A 23798-nucleotide genomic window follows, 5' to 3' on the forward strand; every position below is an offset into this window, starting at 1 on the left:
GTTAATTATTAGTTATTGATTATTGGTTGTTGGTTGTTATTAAAAGAAGCTCAAGATGCGTGAAATCAACCGTTTGTCTCACCCAGAAGATGCCTCTTGCTGTTGGTAGAGACAGTAGTACAATCCCCTCATCCCCATCAATTCAGCATGAGTCCCTTGTTCCGTTACTTTCCCAGCACTCATCATCAGAATCACATCAGCATTTTGAATTGTTGGCAATCTATGCGTGATAAACAATACTGTCCTTCCACGGAATGCTGCTGCCAGATTCAAACAAACTTGCCTTTCTGTGGCATAATCTAAAGCACTGGTAGCTTCATCTAGAATCAAAAGTGGTGGATTTTGCAATACAGTCCGTGCGATCGCTATCCTTTGTCTTTGTCCCCCAGATAATGCTGAACCCCTTTCCCCAACTTTAGTTTCATAACCATTGGGCAGATTCATGATAAAATCGTGAGCGCAAGCAATATGAGCTGCTTCAACAATCTCTTCTGGTGTAGCATCCGGGCAAGTTAGAGCAATATTTTCTTGTACAGTGGTATCGAACAAGAGAGTATCTTGCAGTACCATACCAATTTGTTGACGCAGGGAATATAATTCGACTTTGCTAATGTCGTACCCGTCAATTAAGATGCGTCCTGCGTCAAGTTCGTATAGTCTGGGTAATAATTTAGTTAGGGTACTCTTACCAGCACCACTTTGTCCCACAACTCCCACAAACGTACCTTTAGGGATGTCAAGATGAACGTTATTAAGTTGGGGGTTGGGAGATTTACCAAAGCTGAAGGTAACGTTATCATATTTGACTGTTCCGTTAATAGCTGGCATTGGTATATTATTACGACCAGCAATTTCGCTTTCTTGGGGAGTATCCAGAATATCTGCAAGACGTTCTAAAGATAAAGCCGTTTCTTGGAAGTTCTGCCACAGTTGAATTAATCGCAGTAGGGGACTGGTAACGTAACCTGCTATAATCCTGAAAGCGATTAATTGTCCTAATGTGATTTCTTGTTTCAATACTAGATATGCACCAACCCACAATAAAAGTAAACTCGATAGTTTGTTGAGGAAGTTGCTTATTGAACTAGCTGTGTTGGAAGTGAGTACGTTCTCAAAGCTTGCACTAATATATTTACCGTAGCGTGTTTGCCATTGCCATCGGGAATTAAGTTCGATATTTTGTGCTTTGACTGTTTGTATTCCAGAAACTACTTCTACCAGATATGATTGAGTTTCAGCATTTCTTTCAGCTTTGGTTCTAGTTTGATTGCGAATAATTGGGGCAAATATAAATGTAAGTAGCGCAAATAATGGTATAGTTGCCAGTGCTACAATTGTTAATAGCCAACTGTAGAAGACCATCACCGCGATGTAGATAACCGAAAAGATGGCATCTAGCACTACAGTTAAGGCAGTACCTGTAAGGAAAGAGCGAATATTTTCAAGTTCGTTTATCCGACTTGAGATTTCACCGACAGGACGCTTTTCAAAGTAGCGTAGTGGTAATCTGAGTAGGTGGTCGATTACTTCTGAGCCTAAACTTAAATCAATCCGGTTGGTGGTATCGACAAACAAGTTGGTACGCAACCAAGTAATAACACCCTCGATGATAGCCATTACAATTAACAGGCTACCCAACACGTTAAGGGTATTGATGCCATTTTGAATAATGACTTTATCAATAATTACTTGAGTAATGAGGGGATTAGCTAACCCTAATAGTTGTACAAATAATGAAGCGATAAATACTTCAATTAAAACTGTCTTATGTTTCTTGATAGCTGGGAGAAACCAAGATAATCCAAACCGCTTTTTGGGTGTTTCTTTAGTGGGTTGCAGAAGTAAGACTTGTCCGGATTCTCCCCAAGCTTCAACAAAATCGGCTGGCTTTTTACGGGTAATTCCCTGTTCGGGGATAGCAAAAACTAGTTCTTGTTCTGTGGCAAAGTAAATAATTGCAAAACTATCCAGCCAAGGTAGTAAAATAGGAGTTGGTAGCTTGGATATAGCGAAGGAAGGAATGTTGACTAGTTGCGACTTTAAACCCATCAACTCAGCAACACCACCGCAGAGTTCTATGGAGATTTTACCAGTGCGCTGGTAGTTGTTAACTAATGCTCGCTTCAATACATCACGTTTCCACGGCATTCCCCAGAGTTGACTGAGCATTTGGAAGCACGCTAAACTAGCATCTACTGGTCCTCGTCCGTGAACGTAGGGATATTTGACTTGTTGTGCGTTGTTGCTTTCGGATGGTGCTTCTGGTTTTAGGGGTGCAAATGGGACGTTTTCCCAAGGATTTGCTTGAATCGAAATATCGGATTCGGTTGTGGTTACTGATTGGGAAAATGATAATGTAGGGTTGGATAAGCCAATGAGACGAATTCCCTTTCCCGTTGCTTGAATATTACCCGCATCGGTTGGGTTGATGGCATTTCCCACCTGGTAATTATCACAAGTGCTGCTAACTAACCATAGCAGATTCGGATCTAGTTGTTGAAGTGGCGTTTTACCTGGTGGTAAGTTGAGTACAGTTGCGTGGTGAAGAGATGCTAGAGCTAAAGATTTTAAATTATCTACAACTTTACCCCGACGTTCTAATTCTGCACCCAATAGGTCGTATATTTCAATTAAACTGCATTTGTTGCAAAATGCATTTTTCAGGATTGGTTCAAATTCAAGCAGTGCGAGAAAATCTGCTGCTTTAAGTGTAAGACAGATTGACTCGGTGGATGCGATCGCTGTTTCACTCAATACTCCACGTACAATGGAAGCAGCACCGATAATCGCTCCTGGTTCTAGTAATTCCAATGTTTCTGGAGCATCTGCACTTCTTGAATATCCCAGCAATCTTGCTTTGCCTTGAAAGAGAATGTTAACTCTTGCTGGTAGGGTTTCTCGTGCCAGAATTGCTTGTCCCATTCTATAACGCAATGGTTCGAGTTTTGCGGCGATGCGCTCGATTGAAGTGGGGTCAAGTCTGTCAAAGGGTGGAATCAAAGCTAGGAACTCTACAATGGTGGTAGTGCTTTCTATCATTGCGTTACTAAAACTGGAGTAGATGCACTTGGGAGTAGGGAATTGTCGTTGGTGTTAAGTGAAATTGGTGATCTTTGTAGTTGTTCTGCTAACCATTGTTCAAATAAGTGATTTCGCAACATGGTGCGTGTAGTATCATCTAACTGTGCCGCAACTAATTTTTCAAACCGTATAATTACGTACCAATTCTCCAGCTTGATGGGTGTCCACAATTGCCCTGGTTGGGAGATGGAGAGTTTTTGTGCTATGTCTGGATGGGGTTGCGATATGGGAACGGGTCCGAGCAATCCTCCTGTTTGTGCTTCTTGTCCAAGGGAATATTCAAGAGCACAGTCAGCAAAGCTTTGTTCTCCTGCTTTGATGCGGAAGTATAGTTCTTGTGCTATTTCTGCGTCTTGGATGCGGAGGAGGGAGTAGACGACTTTATCGAGTTGGGGTTTGTATTGGAGGAAGAGTGATTCTAGTTTGTTTCCCCAATTTGCTATTTTAAATTTTTCTACTCGCAGTTCCCTTGTTGCGATCGCTTCAAATTGTACCTCTGTGATACACTGTTGTTGTAATGCTGCTTTTATGGCTGATTGTGTAGTAAGCTTGTTCTGTTGACAGAATTGCTCTATAGAGTTGGCTTTCTCTTGGGGAGTTAATTCGATAGGGGCAATGGCTTTATTAACGATTAATTCGCGTTGAAACTGTGACAATAGTTGATACTCTGCCAACAGGTGTGGTAACTCTGTGGCTGATATTGTTTGGTTGCCAAGTTGGATGTGTGCCATAGCAATAAACTTCGGTAGAAGACAGCAGCCTGAAATGTGCGAGTGTTGCTTTAAATACAAACTCACTGTTTAAGGATTGCTTAATATAATGAATACGGCAACCTTGAGGATACTTAAAAACAGTGCTATTTCTCAAAAGTGCGCTACGTGGGAATACGGTAGCACAGTGATGGTGACTCAAAACATGAGTTTTTGAGAAATGCAGGACTGTCCGTCAGCTTGAAAAGCTATGTGTACTTCGACTCAATTTTACATCTGTAAATATTTCTACTAATAATCTGTCACACGTCTGTATTATAAAATCACCTTCAATAGTGGTGTCACACACGTTTACAGTAACCGGACAGTGACCAGACAGTTAATAAAATGACCAGACAATATTAGTGTAGAAAACGCGCTGTATGACCAGACATGTTTGATAAAAACACTCATCAGTGCGTCGGAATGCCCGGACGATTTCTCGTACCAATTTTTCTTTCTAATTAGTTGTCTGGCTTTATTAATTTGACATGTCAAAATAGTATTTCGACCGACAGATAATTAAAGAAGTAAAATTTTTTTACCAAAAAACATATATATAAATTTTGGATAAAAATTTTCTAGCAGTAGAGTCTCTGTCGTCCGGTGTCTGGTTGAAGAGTCTTGTGATATGAATAATAGTGTACAGCAGACAGTTAATTATATTTGAATAACAAATTCCCATAAATATTAACATGTATGGCGAACTGTCTAGCGGACAGTGGTAATAAAACACTCCTCAAGATATTAAATATTAACCAGACAGTTGTAATTGTATACCAAACTCTTTTACCCGACACATAAGGTGTAAATAGCTTTTTGGGCTGTTTGTGTACTACAAAAGCTGTGGGATTTGTGATGATGGGTTGAGGTACGAAACTCATCCTACGTGTAACGAACTGCAAATATCCGGAGATAAAACTGCAAACAAGGCGATTTTAAAACCACATTAACTGCAAATAAGAGGGGTCTCAAAACCACATTATCTGCAAATAAAACCACATTAGCTGCAACCAAACCACATTAACTGCAAACAAACCATATTCGCTGCAAATAAGTACTGATTTACCGCAAATAGCCTGAAATTCATAGCCATAGCTATTTTGAGCTTTTTGGTTATAATTATCCTGAAAGTGTCTAAATTAAAGATTTTTTGACCGTCCCACACTGTAAAAGTTTTTTTGTTTTAAGAGTGTTTGCCTGTTTAAGAAACAAGTTAGCGTGGCCGGAACGAAAAAAACCTTATTTATAATTTAATTGAACGGATATTGTCTAAATTAAACCACATTAACCGGGCATAAGTGTTTGGTAAATTGGTTCGTATTTTCTGGACAGTTTTGATGTGAAAAATTAAAAATTGACGACTGGTAAGGGTTTTAGGCTATTTGCACCTAATGTGGTTCAGAATGCAGATAATGTGGTTTTGAGACCCCCTCTATTTGCAGTTAATGTGGTTTCTGTTAGCGGCTTGTTTGCAGTTTGAAGCGTTTATGTTTGCAGTTTCTTACACCTAACAAAAGTATCTAATACCTGACGTGCTTCAATTTCCCCTGGTGTAGTTGGGTCATCTGCAATCACCCAATCCCCAACCTGAATATCTTCAATATTCTTAATCCCCTCAGTCGTCAGAATTTCTGTACCAGCAACAAAACAGTTACCCGTCTTTGTAACTGTTTTTCCGGTAGATTGCAGGACATTATCTGCACCTTCAACACCACCTTTAATCGCTTTATTAGCAGCAAAGAACTTCTTGACACCAAATAATGACCCAGCAAAAGGCACATAAGCCAGCAAGTTCCAAGCATCAGAGCGTTCAAACTTACCGTTATCTTGGTAGCTTTGGTAAAGGTTATAAGTAGCTACAAAATTGATGCGATTCTACTAATCTAATTTGCAGATAATACGATGAAATAAGAATATTTGTTGATAAAAAATAATAGCAATGTTGGGTTCTGGCACTACAATATATTTGTTAAATATTGAGGTTTTCCTGCGCTTTCACCAACAAAAGAATCGATGCGATTCTACTACTCACACGCCTAGTTTTGTGATTCGTATTCTTCACAAATTCTTACAGCAGCTTCGAGATATCGATCTAATAGACGACGATCAGATATATCAGGCAATACTAATTCAACAGCCGCAGTGGTTTCCATTATTCCACCATGCTTTTCTCCTTCTTTAAAAGCTGCGATAGAACCCCACAATCGAGCTATGGCAGTTTGAATTTCTTCCCTCTCAGGCAGATACCATATTTCTCCACTAATCTCAAGACACTGTGAAGGAGTTAAAACATTTTGCTCTTCCATTGCTTGCTGAATATATTTATTAAGCTGAGAGAGTTTGTCCGATTTAATCTCGGATGAATATATTTGTATACATTCTATTGCCCATTGGATTGCCAAACTATAATGATATTTTTGTAATTTGTTTGCAATTGGATAAGCCCAAAGTATCTTTTTTTCCGTTATAGTTTGTTTTACATTTTCTATTAATTGTTTCATGATTGTAAATATGCTTACTACTCTAGTAATGTATATACTGGTGGCTCCCCTATCACTGGTTCTGTAACCCTCCATTCTCCAGTAATTCTAGCTCCATCTGTATTAGAAGGAATCCACGCTGTAACACCTGGTCTACCACCTGGATCGACACGTAAAGCTTCTTCTGGAACATCAATTTCAGTAACAAAATCAAGAAAGTATTGTCCCATTCGTTTACTAGTGGGTGGCACATTCCTGCTTATATGTCGGTATAGTGTTGGGGGGTCTAGAAGATTCTCTCGTGTAACGTATGTACCTTCAGGGCGATTTAAATTGACCCTACTATTTGTAGTAGTGTAAACACAAACATTATGAACTAGAATCCCTAGTTCAGATACAAAATAAGTATGAAATCCCTCTACATTAAAATTATAAACCTCAAACTGACCTGCTCTCTTCTCAATCCGATCAACATCAATAACCCTGCCATCTTCCGTCTGCAACAAACTACCAACTTCTAAATTTTTCGCTTCGACCCATCCCTTATCTGCCACCCAGAAAGGATGTTCCCCTGTAGTAGAAATCACCTCTCCATCAACATACAAGTCAACCAGCGCCGAAGTTTTCCGCACAAACGTATCTGTTACCTGCCGTGCTTCAATATCCCCTGGTGTAGTTGGGTCATCAGCAATCACCCAATCGCCAATCTTAATATCCTCAATATTCTTTATACCCTCGGTAGTAAGAATTTCTGTACCTGCGATAAAGCAATTACCAGCTTCTGTAGCTGTTTTTCCGGTAGATTGCAGGACATTATCTGCACCTTCAACACCTTCTTTAATTGCTTTATTGGCAGCAAAGAACTTTTTGACCCCTAATAATGACCCAGCAAAAGGTACATAAGCCAACAAGTTCCAAACATCTTTTCGTTCAAACTTCCCGTTATCTTGATAACTCTGGTAAAGGTTATAAGTAGCTTTACCTGCGCCATATACGTCAAGCCCAGTATTCACCGCCGCCACCCACCTCAAGGGACCGATCGCAGTTTTTGCCCAAGTAGCAGCCTGCATTCCTGTCAAGAATGAAACCCCAATGCCCGTAACATTACCAACGTTGTACAACATGGCATGTTTCGGTGAAATCTTCTGACCAGTGGTTGCCTCATACACATCGGTTAAGAAACCACCCGATACACCACTAGCAAAACCCGCTCCCCATTCACCAAACATCCCTAGAATTTCTTCACCACTCGCACCAGTTGCCGCAGCACCTGTGATGTAACCAGCCCCTGCACCGATACCACCAAACGTTGCCATAATCCCTACTATGGTCAAAGCTGCCGATACATCTTGCAAGGTAAAATAGCCAGTTGGGTCGGTATACCTTACCGGATTAGCATGAGCATACTGATAATCATGCTGGCTGTAGGGGTCATTTAAAGTACCTGCATAAGCATCCTTTGAGATAAATCTACCCAAACTTGGGTCATAATACCTAGCTCGCAGATAATCCAACCCAGTTGAACTATCCCTTTGTTCTCCTGCAAACTGGAAGGAATTACCAAAAGTCCCATCACTATTCAACAACACCCCAAAGGCATCGTAGGTGTAGCGGTCAGTTATCAAACCAACATTATCAGTAATTACCCTAGTAGAACCCAGTCCATCGGTGTGGTAGAATCCTTCCTTGCCATCACGACGCGACCTAACCAATCCCACACCCTGAGTATAATCAGCCGTAATTTGTCCGTTGGTGCCATACTCCATCAGCACTTCGGGTAAATCCCAAATTGGTGCCGTTAAGTAATTGGTTCTAACACCATCCGCAATTGTTGCTACCCGACTACCAAAAGCATCGTAAATATACTGTTGTTGAGATGTACCACTATTGACCCCAATTAGGCGATTTTCCCCGTCATTAATCCAATCGTAGTTAATTGTCTGGCTAGTTATGATGTTACATTTGAATTAGATTGCTCGTTTTTTAAGTGTTATGGCTCATCCCATAAGAGTTTAGTTAGTTTTTATATTGCTCCTTAACTCGACTTTATCCATTTTTTAGCATAACTCAAGTTTTATGGAAGTTATTTTGGGTAATATTACAAAGCTAGAAGTTGATGCAATCGTAAATGCTGCAAATACAAGTCTACTTGGAGGTAGTGGAGTAGATGGAGCGATACACAGAGCAGCTGGATCAGAGCTTGTTGATGAATGTAGGTCACTTAGAGGATGCAAGATTGGCGATGCCAAGCTCACCAAAGGATATCGCTTACCTGCAAGTTTTATCATTCATACGGTGGGGCCAGTATGGCGAGGAGGTAATAATAAAGAACCCGAACTTCTAGCTCAGTGTTACTACAAGTGTATGCAAATTGCCGCAGATAAAGAATTTAATACTTTGGCATTCCCTTGTATTAGTACTGGCATTTATAAATATCCTAAGATTCTAGCAGCTGAAGTTGCAGTGAAAATATGCGAGGAACAATTACAAAAGAATGGTCGCCCTCAAAGAGTAATTTTTTGCTGCTATGATCAAGAAAATTATGAAATTTATACAAAAATTTTATCTGAAAGGATATATTATATATCTTAACTTTTGCCTAAAAGTAGGCTTTTATTGCCTGACATGAAATTCGGGCGGATAATGTAGCCGAAATTGTTGCGGCTGGACGTGCTCGATGGAAAGTGCAAAACATCCTATTTTTTTTGAATTTAGAATTGCTACTGCAATAGAGTTTGCCAAATACTTGACTTCAAGGAACTTCGTCTTAGTTATCCTTTCGTAAGTATTTATTTTCTGTGAATGATATGCATCTTCTTAGAGATAAAAAAGTTATAGTTATTGCTGTCTTAACCTATTGAAGAATTTTTCAAAAGCCTCACTAAGTTTCATATTTACATCAATCATTAAGTATTCATCAAACACCATGTTCTCTGAAAGAACATCAATAATTTCTAAATGAGATTCTCCAGATTCCCACAAAGTTATTCGAGCAATATAATCATCAGAATCTAAATCCAAGCGTATACTTGGTTCATTAATATCAGATGGAGATTTTATCACCTCTGCTTTGTAGCCCATTTTCTCAATGTCCTGATATTTCTCCTGAATCCAACGTTCAAAGTGAGATAGCATAATTCTAAATAAACTCCTTAAGGTAACTTTGTTGCTCTATGGGTTATATCTGTTGCGGCAGGCATTTCAGGACTTGGGAAACCTTTTTTAGCTGCAAGTCTTCCATCTAGACTATTGGGACCCTTGATGCTTGCCCATCCTTCGTTTGTTTGTCTTATGGCAGATGCAGGTACATCAAACTCCACGTATAAAGCACCAGGCTTTGCTTGACTCATGAATGCTTCAGGATTGCTAGGAAATGCAACATGTGTGGTACCGGTGTAACTCTCTTGGACTATACCAGTCTGCTGCATTTTTGCAAGCTCATCAGGACTCATCCAACGACCTACCTTTACCGTACCTGGATCACAATCAGCATTATGAACAAGAATCCCCAAATCCGAGACAAAGTAAGTGTGCCAGCCTTCAACCTTAAAGTTATAAACCTCAAACTGTCCGGAGCGCTTCTCAACCCTATCAACATCAATAACCCTTCCATCTTCAGTCTGCAACAAACTTCCAACATGGAGATCCTTCGCTTCCACCCATCCCTTATCAGGTGTCCAGAAAGGATGCTCACCCGTAGTAGAAATAACCTCCCCATCAACATACAAGTCAACCAGCGCAGTAGTTTCCCTAACAAAAGTATCTAATACCTGACGTGCTTCAATTTCCCCTGGAGTAGTTGGGTCATCTGCAATCACCCAATCCCCAACCTTAATATCCTCAATATTCTTTATACCCTCGGTAGTAAGAATTTCTGTACCTGCGACAAAGCAATTCCCGATTTGAGTTACTGTATTTTTAGTTGCCAGCAAACCATCAGTAGACTCAGCACTACCCTTAATCGCTTTATTAGCAGCAAAGAACTTCTTGACACCAAATAATGACCCAGCAAAAGGCACATAAGCCAACAGGTTCCAAGCATCTTCTCGTTCAAACTTCCCGTTATCTTGGTAGCTCTGGTAAAGACTATAAGTAGCCTTAGCCGCATCATAAACATCAAGAGCATCCTGTGCTTTAGCCACCCATCTCAACGGACCAATAGAAGTCTTAGCCCAAGTAGCAGCCTGCATTCCTGTCAAGAATGAAACCCCAATCCCAGTAACATTACCAGCGTTGTACAGCATGGCATGTTTGGGTTCAATCTTCTGACCAGTAGTTGCCTCATACACATCGGTTAAGAAACCACCCGATACACCACTAGCAAAACCCGCACCCCATTCACCAAACATACCCAGAATTTCTTCACCACTCGCACCAGTTGCCGCAGCACCAGCTATATATCCAGCCCCTGCACCTACACCTCCAAACGTTGCCATAATCCCTACTATGGTCAAAGCTGCCGATACATCTTGCAAGGTAAAATAGCCAGTTGGGTCGGTATACCTTACCGGATTAGCATGAGCATACTGATAATCATGCTGGCTGTAGGGGTCATTTAAAGTACCTGCATAAGCATCCTTCGAGATAAATCTACCTAAGTTCGGATCGTAATACCTAGCTCGCAGATAATCCAACCCAGTTGAACTATCCCGTTGTTCTCCTGCAAACTGGAAGGAATTACCAAAAGTACCAGTAGTATTGAGCAACACCCCAAAGGCATCATAAGTGTAGCGGTCAGTTATCAAGCCTACGGTATCCGTAATTACCCTAGTTGAACCCAGCCCATCGGTGTGGTAGAATCCTTCCTTGCCATCACGAATGGACCTAACCAATCCCACACCCTGAGTATAATCAGCCGTAACTTGTCCGCTAGCGCCATACTCCATCAACACTTCCGGCAAATCCCAAATTGGCGCCGACAGGTAGTTAGTTCTTACACCATCGCTAATGCTAGCAACTCTGTTACCAAAAGCATCGTAAATATACCGTTGTTGAGATGTACCTGATGTAGAGGAACTAGTTATCCCAATTAAGCGGTTCTCCCCGTCATTAATCCAGTCGTAGGTAACAGTTTGAGTGCCATCCGACCGACGCTTGAGCGAACCGTTATTATCGTAGGTAAAGTTTGTTACCTTCGTCCCTTGGGTTGTATCCTTAAGACGGTTGTTGCGGTCATACGTGTAGCTAGTTAACCCTGAAAGCGTATCGGTTTTGCTTAAGCGATTGCCAACTTTGTCATAAGAGTAGCCAATTGTTCGGTTCCCCACCGCTGCATCGGTAATCTTTTCTTCGGTTAGCCGATAGAGTGAATCGTAGGTATAATCAACAGTGCGACCTGAATATTCTTCTACCCGCTTGCGATTGCCTACTGCATCGAGGGTGTATTTAAAGTCGGAGAATATTGTACCAGTGAAATTTTTCGTTGTTACCTGCGTTAAGCGATCGCGTGTATCATATTGCCGCGATTCAACAGAACCATTGGCAAACTTCGTTTGGGTGAGATTCCCTAATTTGTCGTAATCGTAATCTGCTAGAGTGCGATCGCCATCTTTAACGGTATCCAAGCGATTTAGCTTGTCGTAACCGTAAGTTGTTGTTCCGGCTTGGGTCGTTAGTGATGTAATATTGTTTAACAAGTCATAGCCATAGCCGACGGTTTTCAAATCCGGCATGGTGATTGTTTTTAAGCGATCGCGCTGGTCGTAGGAATATTGCGTTACACCGCGTCCATCATTCACCGTCAATAAAAGCGATGTAACTGGGTCGTAGGTGTAGGAAACCGTCGCGATTCTAGAGTCTGTAAAGGTTTTGCGGTCTAAGCGACCGTATTTGTCGTAGGTGTAGTTAATTGTGTCACTATTAAAATCTTTTTCGCTAACAACTTGCCCAAATTTATCGTAGATGGTTTGATTGCGCTGTCCCATCGGCAGAATCGTTGCCCTTGGACGATAAAAGGCATCGTATTCAAACTTGGTGACGTTTTGGTTAGCGTCCTTAATCTCAGTCAGCCGAGCTAAATTGTCGTAAGTATATTTTGTCTTTGCCTGATTTGCTTGCTCAACTTCGGTGAGTTGGCTGAGGTTGTTGTAAGTATATTTGGTGGTATTTAAATTTTCATCCGTGACGCTATGAAGACGGCTGAACTGGTCGTAAGCCATCGACATTTTGTCGCCCGACGCGAAGGTAGTTTCGACCTGACGCGCATACTCATCATACTTGTAGCGAGTAGAATGACTGAGTGCATCGGTAACTTTAATTAAGTTGCGTCTCTGGTCGTATTCAAACTCTGTGCGATCGTTCAGGGCATTAATAACTGCTTTGACCTGGCTATAAGCGTCATATTCGTAAGTTGTGGTTTGGTTGAGTTCGTTTATCTCGGTTTTAACTCGTCCCAGTTGGTCGTAGGTCAGCTTATACCGGGATTTATCAAAGAAAATCGCTTCAGATATCCGTGCTTTATCATCATAGACATATTGCGTTTTGCGCTGACGGGGGTCAGTTACCGATTCAATTTGTCCACCAAAGTTGTAGGTGTAGGTGGTCTCATTACTGAGAATATCCTTCGAGCGAATCAGTTGACCGATGTCGTTGTAGAAATACTCCTCTCGATTGCCGAAAATATCCGTTTGAGCTTTAATTCGACTTGCGGCTGAATATTCAGCCGAAACTCTTGGGTTATCATCCCAATTCAAGGGCGTTAAGTCTGGTATAATTGTTTGTACTCTTCGACCCAATTCATCGTAGACATAGCGGGTTTCTAACCCTGTTGGCGATATTTCGGCAATCAGGTTATTGGCTTGGTCGTACTTCTTGATGACCTTGGGGTTGTCGAATAAGTCGTTTGGTGTAGTATCTGGTTGGGTGATTTCATCGATGCGAGTGACGACGGAACCAGGTGTAGTTGAATTATTGCTATTTTGCTGCGAGGTTCCTTGTAAGTCGTAGCGGTAGGATGTAACATTCCCAAATACATCCGTCATCGACTTGACGCGTCCCAGTGCATCGTAAGTCATTGATTGACTGTTGCCTTGGGAGGTTCTGCTAGCAATTGTCCGACCATTGTCGTCGTAGTCGTACTCCATCGCTAATGTGTAGCTAGTACCGTTGAGGTTAAAGCTAGTTGTGGCGTTATCGATTCTGCCATTGGAGTCATAATCGGCTTTAACCTCGTTTCCTCGGCTGTCAACCATGCGGTTGGGATTGCCAAAACGGTCGTAGTCGTACTCCGTGACTTGACCATCAGGTGCGGTCATTAAGCGCAGTTGACCGCGTTCTGAGTAGGTGTAAGTTGTTTTTAGACCATCCGCATCAACGCTTTCAATCAAATTCCCACGGCGATCGTATTTGGCGGTAGTTGTTAGACCCGTTGGTGAGACTATTGTTGTTGCACGACCGCGATCGTCATAGCTCATGCGGGTGACGTTACCGTTTTCGTCTTCGATTGTCAGTAGGTTACGTTTGTTGTCGTAGGTGTACTTGTTGGTAACACCATCTGCATCAGTTTCACTTAGCAGGTTATTGTCATCATCATAGGTACGGGTAATAGCGCCGCTTTTTGCATCAATTTCAGTCAGAATGTTACCGCGAGAGTCGTAGTGGAATAACTTAAAACATGAGTTTTTAAGAAGTGCATTCAGTTCGGAAGCTTGAAAGGCTAAGTGTACTTTGACTTTTACCTGCTGGATTCATAGGGAGGTTCGTTTGTTCTTATCGAATTGGAATTTATAAATACATTTTTCTTGCAAAGGACATTCCCCACAGTGAGGGTTCCTAGCCGTACAGACTGCCGCGCCAAAATCAAGCAGCGTCAGATTCCACTTCCCGACTTCTGTATCGGGAGCAACTTTTTCTGCTGCCTTCCAGAGCATTTTGCAACGTGACTTCACCCGATTTCCCTGCAATCCGAAGAATCTTTCCAATATGCGAGCAACGTTAGTATCCAGTACTGCTAGAGACTGTCCGAAAGCATTAGTACAGATTGAACGCGCCGTGTACTTACCAACTCCTGGCAAAGCGAGTAATTGGGTTTCCGTGTCGGGGATTTTGCCTTGATATTGTTCGACGATGATTCCCACGCATTGGCATAGGCGTTGCGTGCGGAAGAAAAGACCTAGAGGTTGCAATATATTTGCAACTTCTTCTAATTGCGCTATCCCAAGAGCGTTTAGGGTAGGGTATCGAGAGATAAAAGCCTCAAAAATTGGAGATGCTCTAGAAGCTTCGGTCTTTTGCAGTAAAAATTCGGCGATAAAGATTGCATACGGTTCTGTTGTCCGCCGCCAAGGAAAATCCCGCAAGTACTGAAAAGCCCAAGCCCTAAGTTTGCAACGAAACCACTCTATCTTGCCTTCTTCAACATTGTCCACGATGTTCTCCTCGACTATCAATAACGGTTTCTGATACATTTTTTAACACTATTTCATAGTTATTGCTAATAATTTGGCATAACAAGTACTGAAGAACCATAATATTGTTTACCCAGGACTATAAGACTGAGCTATGCTCATCTCTATTCAAAAATCTTTGGTTGACTATTTCCCGAAAAGTGTTTAAGTCATGTTGCCAATTATCTAACAGTTGATACAAATGTTGTTGCTGTTCTAGGGATGTGTCTTCGTTAATTTCATAGGGGAAATTACCAGAAAATAACACACCAGACTGAGGTGTGTTGTTGGGTTGTCGCAATTGAACATCATCGATTTTTAAGTTAAATTCACCCCGTTCGAGTGTATAAGCTAAATTGAGTGTAGCCTTGACTGGTTTATTGCTCAACTCATGCCAATTTCTAGGAGACAATAACTTAGTAACAATGTAATGATTAATTTCTGTTTCTCCGTCATTGTCAAAAGTAAAAAAACAACTAGGGTTAATTTCTATGCTCTGGTAATTAATATTAGGTAGGGCTGCAATATACTTATGGACTAGTGTTAGTATTTGCAAATTATTTGGTGCTTTGGGTTCTATAGTTTGTGAGAAGATTACTTTATTTAAGTTAACTGAAATAATTATGTCGTTGGTAAATTCAACTTCAGTCATCTGAGAATTTATGACAGGAGTTTTTACTAGCTTCCAATCTGATGGAATAACGCCACTAGATTGAAGAAAATCCAGGGATGGAATAGTAAGATTATGATTATTAGCGATGAGAACGGTAGCAATTTCTTCAAATTCTAGTTTCGGTATCATAAATGAATGCTAAGTATGTAAAATAATAAAAGCTTAACTCGCTACTATAATTTTTGAAAATATTTTAATTTTCAGTTTAGTTCACATCAATTAAACTTCTCCCACTATTTGAAGTGCGTAATGATTCTAGGGAATTATATTTCAGATGATCAACCTCTTTTAATAGTTGTAAATCCTCATTTTCTTTTGATATTTCTCGTTTAGCTAATAAATGATTGCTAATAGCCTCTAGTCTCTCTTTTTTATCTCTATACTGGTTTGCATTGAAAGACTTATCTCTTGCACGAATAAATAGCTCAATAGTGTTAAATCTAGCACCTTTAACAACTTGAACAATAAATTTCATCGAAGTCGGATTTAGATAAGCGTGCAAAATAGCATGGATTGCAAAAAGAGCCTCTTGAGCTTCAAGAAGATAGTAAGAATCAAAAAAATCATCTGAGTCTGGGCAGACATTTTCACGAACACAGTCTTCAGCTAATTGAAGAATTTGGATTTCATCTGCTGATTTTCTTTGTAAGGCTTGCCAAATAGCATCTAGTGCCTTTCTAGGTACAGATGGATCACCCCAATTCTCCATTTGCGAAAAAGCATTGTAATTAGGAAGCATCCTTTCACATATAGAAGCTGCGAAAGCTACTCTGTGAAAGGGAGGAAGTTGCTTAAGCTCCTGTTCTAGAGAATCTATATCAAAAAAATACAAGTTCATTTATCCTTTCACTTCCTTTACTATTTACTTGGTTTATCTGGTTTCAATTTACTACCCCTTCTAATATTATTCGCTTGCATATCTACCCAACAAGAGGAACAAATACCATTAGGATGACTTACTCCAATTGCTTCAAAAGCTTCTCCAGTAGCATTTTGCCGTCTGATTAAACGTCTTTCGGCGTGGTTATCTGGGCTTGCATAGCTATTTCTAGATTCTTCATATACAATATACCCATCTTCTGTAAGCAAAGTTTCTTGGTAGTCTGTAAATTCTCCAAAAGAGTTAGCTACAACTTTTGCTCCCGAACCTTGGAGTCGCCCTACAGCAATTGTTCTCTGTTTTTGAGCTATGGGATCATAAATTTTTTGAGCGATATTTTTAGCCTCTTGATCCAATATGCGATCTTCTGGATCGATTCCTGGATCGAGATTTATGGAATAAATGTAGTTTTCCAGAAATTCACTGAGACTCAAAGGATAAGTTGGAAAAGTCTCAGTATTACTGACTTGAGGTTGAGGACCATCACCAAAGCCCCCAGAGCCTCCAAGCCTGCCTAAAATCCCATATACTAACGTTTTTTCAGGTTTACGAGCAGTATTATCAGAAACATCAGGTCTCGGACCGTCATTAAAGCCCTTAAGGGGTTCTGGAATATAAGAGCCAAGCTGGATACCCAATTCGAGCGCACGAACTGCTATCCCGACTTTAATGATCGCATCTACAATTGGTATGCCCCAACTTGCGTCGGAAGACATTCCTAATATGGCACTGAGACCGGACGGGTCGATTAAATTGACTGGATTGCCGTTTCCATAAAGATACTTATGCAGTGTTAATGGTTCAGATAGACGACCTTCATAAATATCTCGTCTCGTAAACCTACCAGTGTTAGCATCGTAATAACGCTGCCTTAAGTAGTATTGGTCTAAATCCTTATCGTACTGCTCCCCAGTAAACAGGTAGTTATTGTCTGTACTGCCACTGCTACCAATTAACTTGCCAAATGCATCATAAGTATAGGTATCAGTAACTCTTCCTTGTCCATCAGTCAAAACCCGCGTACTACCTAACCCATCTACTAGAAAGACGGACAACAGTCCTTCTTTAGTTTGGGAAATTAAATCATGCCCTACGAGGTATTCCGTTTTTAAATTACCGCGCTCGTCGTATTCTGCTAGAACCTGGGCATGAGGTAAATTGGTATCGACGAGATAGTTTGTAGTAATGCCATCAACTTTCGAGCTAACTCGAACACCGTTAGCGTCGTAGACATAATTAACTTGCTTGCCATCAAGAGAATTGTTAACACTTATTAAACGGTTTTCAAAGTCCCAGATGTTAATTATTTCGTTATTGCCATTTTTAGCACGAGAAATCGTATTACCGTTATTGTCATAGGTGTAATTGTAGGTATAGACAGTCTCACCGTTTTTAAGCTGTGTTTCGTTCAGCAGCCAGTCGTTATTGTTGTAATAGTATGTTGTTAGCCCTTCATTTGAGTCATTACGAGTTAGGCGGTTGCCAACATTATCGTATGTATAGCTAATGGTACGACCATTGTTTGTAGAGTCAGAGGGGTCAGTTATTTTTTCGCTCTTGAGACGATACAATTCATCGTATTCATACTTAACTTTTCGTCCATTGTGTTCTTCGACTTCGAGACGATAACCTACGGGATTGAGAGTGTAATCGTAGCTGGAAATAACAGTTTCTTCCCAAGATACGGGGTTAGTTAAAGCATTTTTCAGAGAGATTAAGCGATTCAACTGGTCGTATTGACGAGTTTCGACAATATTATTAGATAGTTTGGTATGCCAAAGATTGCCAACCGCATCATAAAAGTAAGTCGTCGTATCTGTATTTTGAGTTACGGTTTTGAGACGATTTAATTCATCATAGGTATGGCTTGTTGTCCTAGCTTTGGTTTTAACTGCAATACGATTTCCAGTAGCATCATATTCATACTCAATCGTTGCCCCAGTGTTCAAATGCACTCCCGAAGGGTCTGTACGAGAAATTAAGCGATCGCGCTTGTCGTATTTGTAAGTTGTGACTCCTCGACTATCTGTAACCGTTTCGACTTGCCCAGTTTTGGTGTACGTGTAACTGACTGATGTACCATCAATAAATTCTTTGGCAATAAGGCGATTATTGCTATCGTATCTGTAAGCGATCGTATTTTGGTTGAAGTCTTTTTTGCTAACAACATTTCCGACAGCATCGTAGGTCGTTTGCGAACGTTGCAATAAAGGTAATACCGTGGCTACGCGGCGATTACGTTCGTCATATTCGTAAGTTGTAATATGACCATTAGCATCTTTTGTACTGACTAAATTGCCAGTTAAATCATAGCCATATTCTGTTCTTTGTTGTCTTGCATCTACTACATCGGTTAATCGTCCTCGTGAATCATACTCATACTGTGTCGTTTGATTATTCTGGTCAGTTTTGGCAATAACTTGACTATTATCGTCGTAAACGGTGGTCGTATAGGTGAGGTCAGCAAATTGAGTTTTTACAAGTCGTTCTCGCTCATCATACACATAGGTTGTTGTGTGATTGAGGGCATCCGTTTTTGTTAATTGATTTCCTGCGAAATCATAGGTATAAGTAGTCTCGTTACGAAGAGCATCGCGAATGACAGTTTGACGACCTGCTTTATCGTATTCGTATTCGGTGCGATTCCCCCGCTCATCAATAAAGGCTATTTTACGCCCGATTTCGTCGTATTCATTACGAGTTTTGGGATTATCTCCATCGCTACCAAGCGTATCGTCTGGATAAATAGTCTCTATCAGCCTGCCAACACTATTGTATTTGTATTGGGTCGTTCGTCCGGCGCGATCAGTACGACCTATTACACGACCTAAAGCATCAAAAGTTGTAGTTGCAGAAGTACCATCACTGTACTTTGTCTCGTTTAAACGACCCAATTGGTCGTAGACGAAACTAGTGGTGCGTCCTAAAGCATCAGTTTTGCTAATTAGCCTTCTTGAAGAGTCGTATTCGCTACGAGTTCTGGGATTATCAGATAGGTCTTGTGGAGTCCGGTCGGGATAAATAGTTTCTATCAATTGACCGAGAGAATTGTAACGGTACTCTGTACGATTACCACGTTCGTCAATTTCTGCTTTAACCAGACCATCTTGATAATATTCAGTACTAGTTTTGGGGAGATTTATTAAGTAAGCTGGTGTCTCTTTAGGATATACAATTTTAGTCCAATCTATTGAATCAAATGTTTGACCAGGTGCAACAGCAGCAATTAATTGTGCAAGAGTATTTTCTGTTGACGATGGATAAATAATTCCAGTTACCCTCCCTAATGCATCGTATTCATAATGGGTAACTTTTCCATTTTGGTCAATGGTTGCTCGACTCCGACCCCCTTCATCATAAATAGTAATTGTTCGAGCATTATCAAGAGGGTTGTTTGGCGTATTGTCAGGGTATATTATTTCAACTAGCTGACCTTTTTCGTCGTAACGATATTCGGTTTTATTCTGTCGAGCGTTGATAATGGCTGTCTGGTTGCCATTGTCATCGTATTCGTATTTTGTAATATTATTTTCTGGGTCTTTAACCGATGTAACCCGGCCTTCTCGGTCGTAAGTAAAATTGGTTATTATCTGCTGTATTCCTCTAAATGTCGTGACATTTTGAGTTTCGCTCAAACGCTTGCCATTAGCATCATAAGTGTAGATAATTTCATTACCATTAGCGTCTATTGCACTAGCGATATTACCAATCGCATCATATCTAAACCCTGTTTTATTGCCATTGACATCGACTATTTCAGTTACATTCCCCTTCAAATCATAATTATACTTAGTAACATTTCCAGATGCGTCGGTCATTGACCGTAATTTGCCTTTGGGAGAATAAGTGTAAGTGCTAGTATTCCCCAAAGGATCTACCTCATTTAAAAGCCGACTGTACTGACTATACGTATAATAAGTGACGTTACCTAGAGGGTCTTCCTCCGTCAGCATATTACCAAAGTTGTCGTAGCTATATTTCTTGGTAAAACCAGCGGCTCCGGAGCGGTCTGAAATAACTGTTTTTTCTAGGATATAGTTGTCATCGTTAAACTTGCGTTTAGTAATTTGTCCTTCAGCATCGATTTCAGTGACAACATTACCGCGAGCATCGTAAACATAGGTAGTAACATAACCTAACTGGTCGGTAACTTTTTGTTCCAAAGCGTCAGGGTCATAGGTCATCTCTACGGGTTTACCGTTGACATCAACGATTTTCTTCAATCGACCATCTTCACCATACTCATTCCTTACCCCAGTTCTGCCTAGTGGGTCAATGATTTTGTCAAGGTAATGAGAACGCTCTTGGTTATACTCCATCTTCGTTACATTATTCTCACGATCGGTAACGCTAATTAAATTACCTTTGTCGTCGTAACCGTACTTTATGAAATAACCCATAGGGTCAGAAACCGCAGTAATTCGGTTTTGAGTATCCCTTGCAAACGTAATTTTCTGACCCGTCGAACTCGAAATTTCTGCATCAGTATAGGTAAGCTTATTGCCGAAAGTATCTGTAACGGTTAACAAATCACCAGTTGCAGCATCAATTTCATAAACAGTTCCTTCCTTAGTGGTTAATACGTAGATACCACCAAAATTAACGTCTGCTGGATTATATGGTAAACCAGCATTCAAACCTACATACTCACTACTATCAGCCCGACGAAGAATCCTTGCATCTTTTACAGTCAGTGTACTAGTTACACCTTTATCACCTACAAACGAGGGATTATAAACGAGAGAATCGTTAAAACCTGCGAAACCAGCAGCAATCTTAAATATCCTGTCTGGAGTAGGCTTAAAGGTAAATGCTTCCCGCTTCCCACCAGGCAGGGTAATATAAACCTTCGTTCCATCCTTAAATGCACGTTGGTATCCCAAAATTTCATCTTCTTCACTGGGTTTACCAACGCTGGTACGCAAGTCGGTATCCCTAAACTCCATCCTCCAACCATAACCAAAGTCATCGGTAGTCCCACTCGTCAACGTATCGTAAGTACGAGTTAGCGTTATTGGTATACCTGTTACAGGTACAGTTAGGTCGGTAAACGATAACCGGAAGTTACCTAATTTCAAATCACCCGCAACATCAACAGTTTGCTCAGTGTATGAAATGTGACCACCAACATCTTCAACTTCTAGACGCAGGACATAAGAATCGTTTTGCAACAACGATGGGTCAAATTTACCCAATACACCGTTAATATTCTTAATATTTTGATTCGACTTATCAACCGAGAATATTAGCCTCGATTCGCCACCATCAATAGGTGTAGCGATTAATTTATAGGATTTAATCCCCGTGTCATCAGCAATAGTACCTCGAATATCAGTCGGTGCTTTAATAAATCCATCACCAATTGCTGACAAGTCAAGGCTAACAGTTGGCGGATTCACATCGCTTGGGTCAATTACGACCACATCGAATGTTGCTTGCCCAATATTACCCGCAGTGTCGGTAGCTTTGGCAATAGCCCTCACTGTTCCGGCAGTAGTTGCCTTAACCGTACTTATTCCGTTTGCATCCAAGACTACGTTCGTACCATTTACCAACAATTGCAACCCTGCCACCTTAATATTGTCAGTAGCCCGTGCCTGGAAGGTAATAGTTTCACCCAAATTGACTGTATCGTTGAGAGCAATCAAGCTAACTTTGGGGGCAATTGTGTCTGCTGCAACCACCAAATTATATGCCTGAGAGTTACTACCACTATTGCCATCGGCAACATTAATTACAACATTATGACTACCCACATTACTGATGGCAGGATTCCAACGCAACCTACCCAAGCTATCAATCGTTATGCCCTTATCGCGGGATGATTGGTCGAGGGTGTAGGTTATGCGATCGCCATCAGCATCAGTTGCTTTAACATCATAACTATACGCAGCCCCAGGAGTCGCATTCGTCACAGCAGTCGAATTAATTACCGGAGCATTATTGCTGCGTGCGGTGAGGGTAAATCTTTGTGCGGCACCCAATCCAAAACTATCAACAGCACCAACTACGATTTGATATTGTCCAGCAGCAGGACTTGCCCAAGTTAATAAACCAGTGGTGGGGTTAATTTGAACATCGACACCCGATGGTTTGGATAATATTTGATAAGTTAAAGTATCACCAGTATCTGGGTCAGTTGCAACAACTTGATACTGATAAGGACTACCAACCGATGCAACAAACTTGGGTGTCGAAGTGATACTGGGGGCATTATTTATCGCAGTCGTACCCACCTCAATAGTAAAGCTTTGTGTCGAAGTGGCACCCTGACTATCGCGTGCTATCACCTCAACTGTTTGCGAACCAATTTGACTCGAAGTTGGTTTCCACTCAACTTTACCCTCATCCGAAATAGTCATTCCCACTGGACGACGACCTAAACTATAGGTAACTCCATCGTTTTCGATGTCAGTGGCAACAACGTTATAAGTATAAACTTGATTTTGAGCAGCACTTGTTACAGGATTAGAAACAATCGCAGGTGGTGTATTAATTCCACGTACTGTGAGAGTGAATTCTTGACCAGTATAAGCACCGTAAGCATCGGTTAATTTGACTGCTACTGTATGTTCACCAATTTGTGTCGCTGACGGTTGCCATCTCAATGCCCCAGTTGTTGCATCAATTACCATAGCTTCAGGTGCGCTATCAATACTCCACAGCAACAAGTCATTATCAGGGTCAGTACCTATTAAGTTATACTCGTATGTTCGTTCTAAATTGGTAATTAAGTTGGGAGTTGATGTGATAGTTGGTGCGTAATTTGGAGCAAAATTGGTGACGTTGAGTGTAAAGTCTTGGGTGGTGGTTAAAGTACCATCAGAGACATCTACACTGAGTGTGTAATTACCAAATTGTGCTGCGGTGGGTGTCCAAGATATAAAACCATCTTGGGTAATTTCCATACCAGTTGGTTTGCTAGCCAAACTGTATGTAAGTGCATCACCATCAACATCGTTTGCTTCGACTTTGTAGAAGTAGGTGTTACCAAGTCTAACAACAGTACGGGGAGTAGAGGTAATGTCAGGTGCGGTGTTTGGTAAGTTGATGCCAACTACTACACTTACTCGTTGTAACGCTTCTCCACCCTTACCATCAGTTACTTTGATGGTAAATTCTTGTAGCTCTTGTTGGGTGCTATTGGGAGTCCAGGTAACTAAACCAGTGTTAGTAACGGATAGACCATCAAGTGCCCTATCCCCTTTAGAATAAACTAGGACATCGCCATCAGTATTTAGCGCAGTTGCTTGGTAACGGAAAGTTTTATCTACCTGCGCTTTATTATTTTTAGACACCGATGTGAATACGGGTGCAATATTATCAGGAAGTAGTTCGACATTGATATATTGCAGTGCTTGTCCACCTTTGCCGTCACGTACCCGCAACCCAACATTTAATTCAACGGTGTTACGTGCAAACTCTCCCCGACCAAGTGCAGTGAGACGTTCTCTTTCTGCTTTTAGTTCTGCATAATACTGTTCGATAATTTGCTTACTGGGAGACCAAACGACTGTACCTGTGGTTTTATCTACAGTCATACCGGGT

12 protein-coding genes are annotated in these 23798 nt (G+C 40.9%); 1 reads left to right on the forward strand and 11 read right to left on the reverse strand.

Annotated features, from left to right (window positions below; translation table 11 throughout):
* Positions 1 to 78 precede the first annotated feature (78 nt).
* The 5 genes from OGM63_RS27050 to OGM63_RS27070 form a co-directional block, all read right to left on the reverse strand.
* Positions 79 to 3039 carry a peptidase domain-containing ABC transporter gene (locus OGM63_RS27050; RefSeq protein WP_263748813.1) on the reverse strand — a complete coding sequence of 987 codons (2961 nt, stop codon included), beginning with the start codon at positions 3037 to 3039 and terminating at the stop codon, positions 79 to 81.
* Positions 3036 to 3812, reverse strand: a complete 777-nt coding sequence (locus OGM63_RS27055; RefSeq protein WP_263748814.1) for a peptidylprolyl isomerase — start codon at positions 3810 to 3812, stop codon at positions 3036 to 3038. The genes OGM63_RS27050 and OGM63_RS27055 overlap by 4 nt, the downstream gene beginning before the upstream one ends.
* Before the next feature lie 1506 nt (positions 3813 to 5318).
* Entirely contained in the window at positions 5319 to 5612 is a 294-nt protein-coding gene (locus OGM63_RS27060) for a Hint domain-containing protein (protein WP_263748815.1), read from the reverse strand.
* 257 nt (positions 5613 to 5869) lie between these two features.
* Positions 5870 to 6334, reverse strand: coding sequence for a hypothetical protein (locus OGM63_RS27065; protein ID WP_263748816.1), 465 nt, complete (start codon positions 6332 to 6334; stop codon positions 5870 to 5872).
* Between the two features lie 17 nt (positions 6335 to 6351).
* Positions 6352 to 8079: a polymorphic toxin-type HINT domain-containing protein gene (locus OGM63_RS27070; protein WP_263748817.1), complete on the reverse strand. Its 1728-nt coding sequence runs from the start codon at positions 8077 to 8079 to the stop codon at positions 6352 to 6354.
* A 310-nt stretch (positions 8080 to 8389) separates the two neighbouring features.
* Between OGM63_RS27070 and OGM63_RS27075 the strand changes: the two genes are divergently transcribed.
* Positions 8390 to 8905 (forward strand): O-acetyl-ADP-ribose deacetylase, encoded by a 516-nt coding sequence (locus tag OGM63_RS27075; protein ID WP_263748818.1) that lies wholly within the window; start codon positions 8390 to 8392, stop codon positions 8903 to 8905.
* A 246-nt stretch (positions 8906 to 9151) separates the two neighbouring features.
* Here OGM63_RS27075 and OGM63_RS27080 read toward each other — a convergent pair whose 3' ends face one another.
* The 6 genes from OGM63_RS27080 to OGM63_RS27105 all read right to left on the reverse strand — a co-directional run bounded on the left by OGM63_RS27080 (position 9152) and on the right by OGM63_RS27105 (position 23791).
* Entirely contained in the window at positions 9152 to 9448 is a 297-nt protein-coding gene (locus OGM63_RS27080; protein WP_263748819.1) for an immunity protein TriTu family protein, read from the reverse strand.
* A 17-nt stretch (positions 9449 to 9465) separates the two neighbouring features.
* Positions 9466 to 13998, reverse strand: coding sequence for a TreTu family toxin (locus OGM63_RS27085; RefSeq protein ID WP_318528554.1), 4533 nt, complete (start codon positions 13996 to 13998; stop codon positions 9466 to 9468).
* Positions 13999 to 14679 carry an iron-sulfur binding domain-containing protein gene (locus OGM63_RS27090; RefSeq protein ID WP_263748820.1) on the reverse strand — a complete coding sequence of 227 codons (681 nt, stop codon included), beginning with the start codon at positions 14677 to 14679 and terminating at the stop codon, positions 13999 to 14001.
* 118 nt (positions 14680 to 14797) lie between these two features.
* Positions 14798 to 15499 carry a hypothetical protein gene (locus tag OGM63_RS27095; RefSeq protein ID WP_263748821.1) on the reverse strand — a complete coding sequence of 234 codons (702 nt, stop codon included), beginning with the start codon at positions 15497 to 15499 and terminating at the stop codon, positions 14798 to 14800.
* A 76-nt stretch (positions 15500 to 15575) separates the two neighbouring features.
* Positions 15576 to 16208 carry a DUF416 family protein gene (locus tag OGM63_RS27100; protein ID WP_263748822.1) on the reverse strand — a complete coding sequence of 211 codons (633 nt, stop codon included), beginning with the start codon at positions 16206 to 16208 and terminating at the stop codon, positions 15576 to 15578.
* Positions 16209 to 16228: 20 nt separating this feature from the next.
* Positions 16229 to 23791 carry a putative Ig domain-containing protein gene (locus tag OGM63_RS27105; protein WP_263748823.1) on the reverse strand — a complete coding sequence of 2521 codons (7563 nt, stop codon included), beginning with the start codon at positions 23789 to 23791 and terminating at the stop codon, positions 16229 to 16231.
* Between the last annotated feature and the right edge of the window lie 7 nt (positions 23792 to 23798).

It is taken from the genome of Plectonema radiosum NIES-515, assembly GCF_025753815.1.
Taxonomy (GTDB): Bacteria; Cyanobacteriota; Cyanobacteriia; order Cyanobacteriales; family Nostocaceae; genus Hassallia; species Hassallia radiosum_A.

What these genes read in the sequence shown, in the direction of transcription:
- OGM63_RS27050 (WP_263748813.1), bottom strand. Translation starts at nt 3,039, where the DNA reads ATGATAGAAAGCACTACCACCATTGTAGAGTTCCTAGCTTTGATTCCA.
- OGM63_RS27055 (WP_263748814.1), bottom strand. Translation starts at nt 3,812, where the DNA reads ATGGCACACATCCAACTTGGCAACCAAACAATATCAGCCACAGAGTTA.
- OGM63_RS27065 (WP_263748816.1), bottom strand. Translation starts at nt 6,334, where the DNA reads ATGAAACAATTAATAGAAAATGTAAAACAAACTATAACGGAAAAAAAG.
- OGM63_RS27070 (WP_263748817.1), bottom strand. Translation starts at nt 8,079, where the DNA reads ATGGAGTATGGCACCAACGGACAAATTACGGCTGATTATACTCAGGGT.
- OGM63_RS27075 (WP_263748818.1), top strand. Translation starts at nt 8,390, where the DNA reads ATGGAAGTTATTTTGGGTAATATTACAAAGCTAGAAGTTGATGCAATC.
- OGM63_RS27080 (WP_263748819.1), bottom strand. Translation starts at nt 9,448, where the DNA reads ATGCTATCTCACTTTGAACGTTGGATTCAGGAGAAATATCAGGACATT.
- OGM63_RS27095 (WP_263748821.1), bottom strand. Translation starts at nt 15,499, where the DNA reads ATGATACCGAAACTAGAATTTGAAGAAATTGCTACCGTTCTCATCGCT.
- OGM63_RS27100 (WP_263748822.1), bottom strand. Translation starts at nt 16,208, where the DNA reads ATGAACTTGTATTTTTTTGATATAGATTCTCTAGAACAGGAGCTTAAG.
- OGM63_RS27105 (WP_263748823.1), bottom strand. Translation starts at nt 23,791, where the DNA reads ATGACTGTAGATAAAACCACAGGTACAGTCGTTTGGTCTCCCAGTAAG.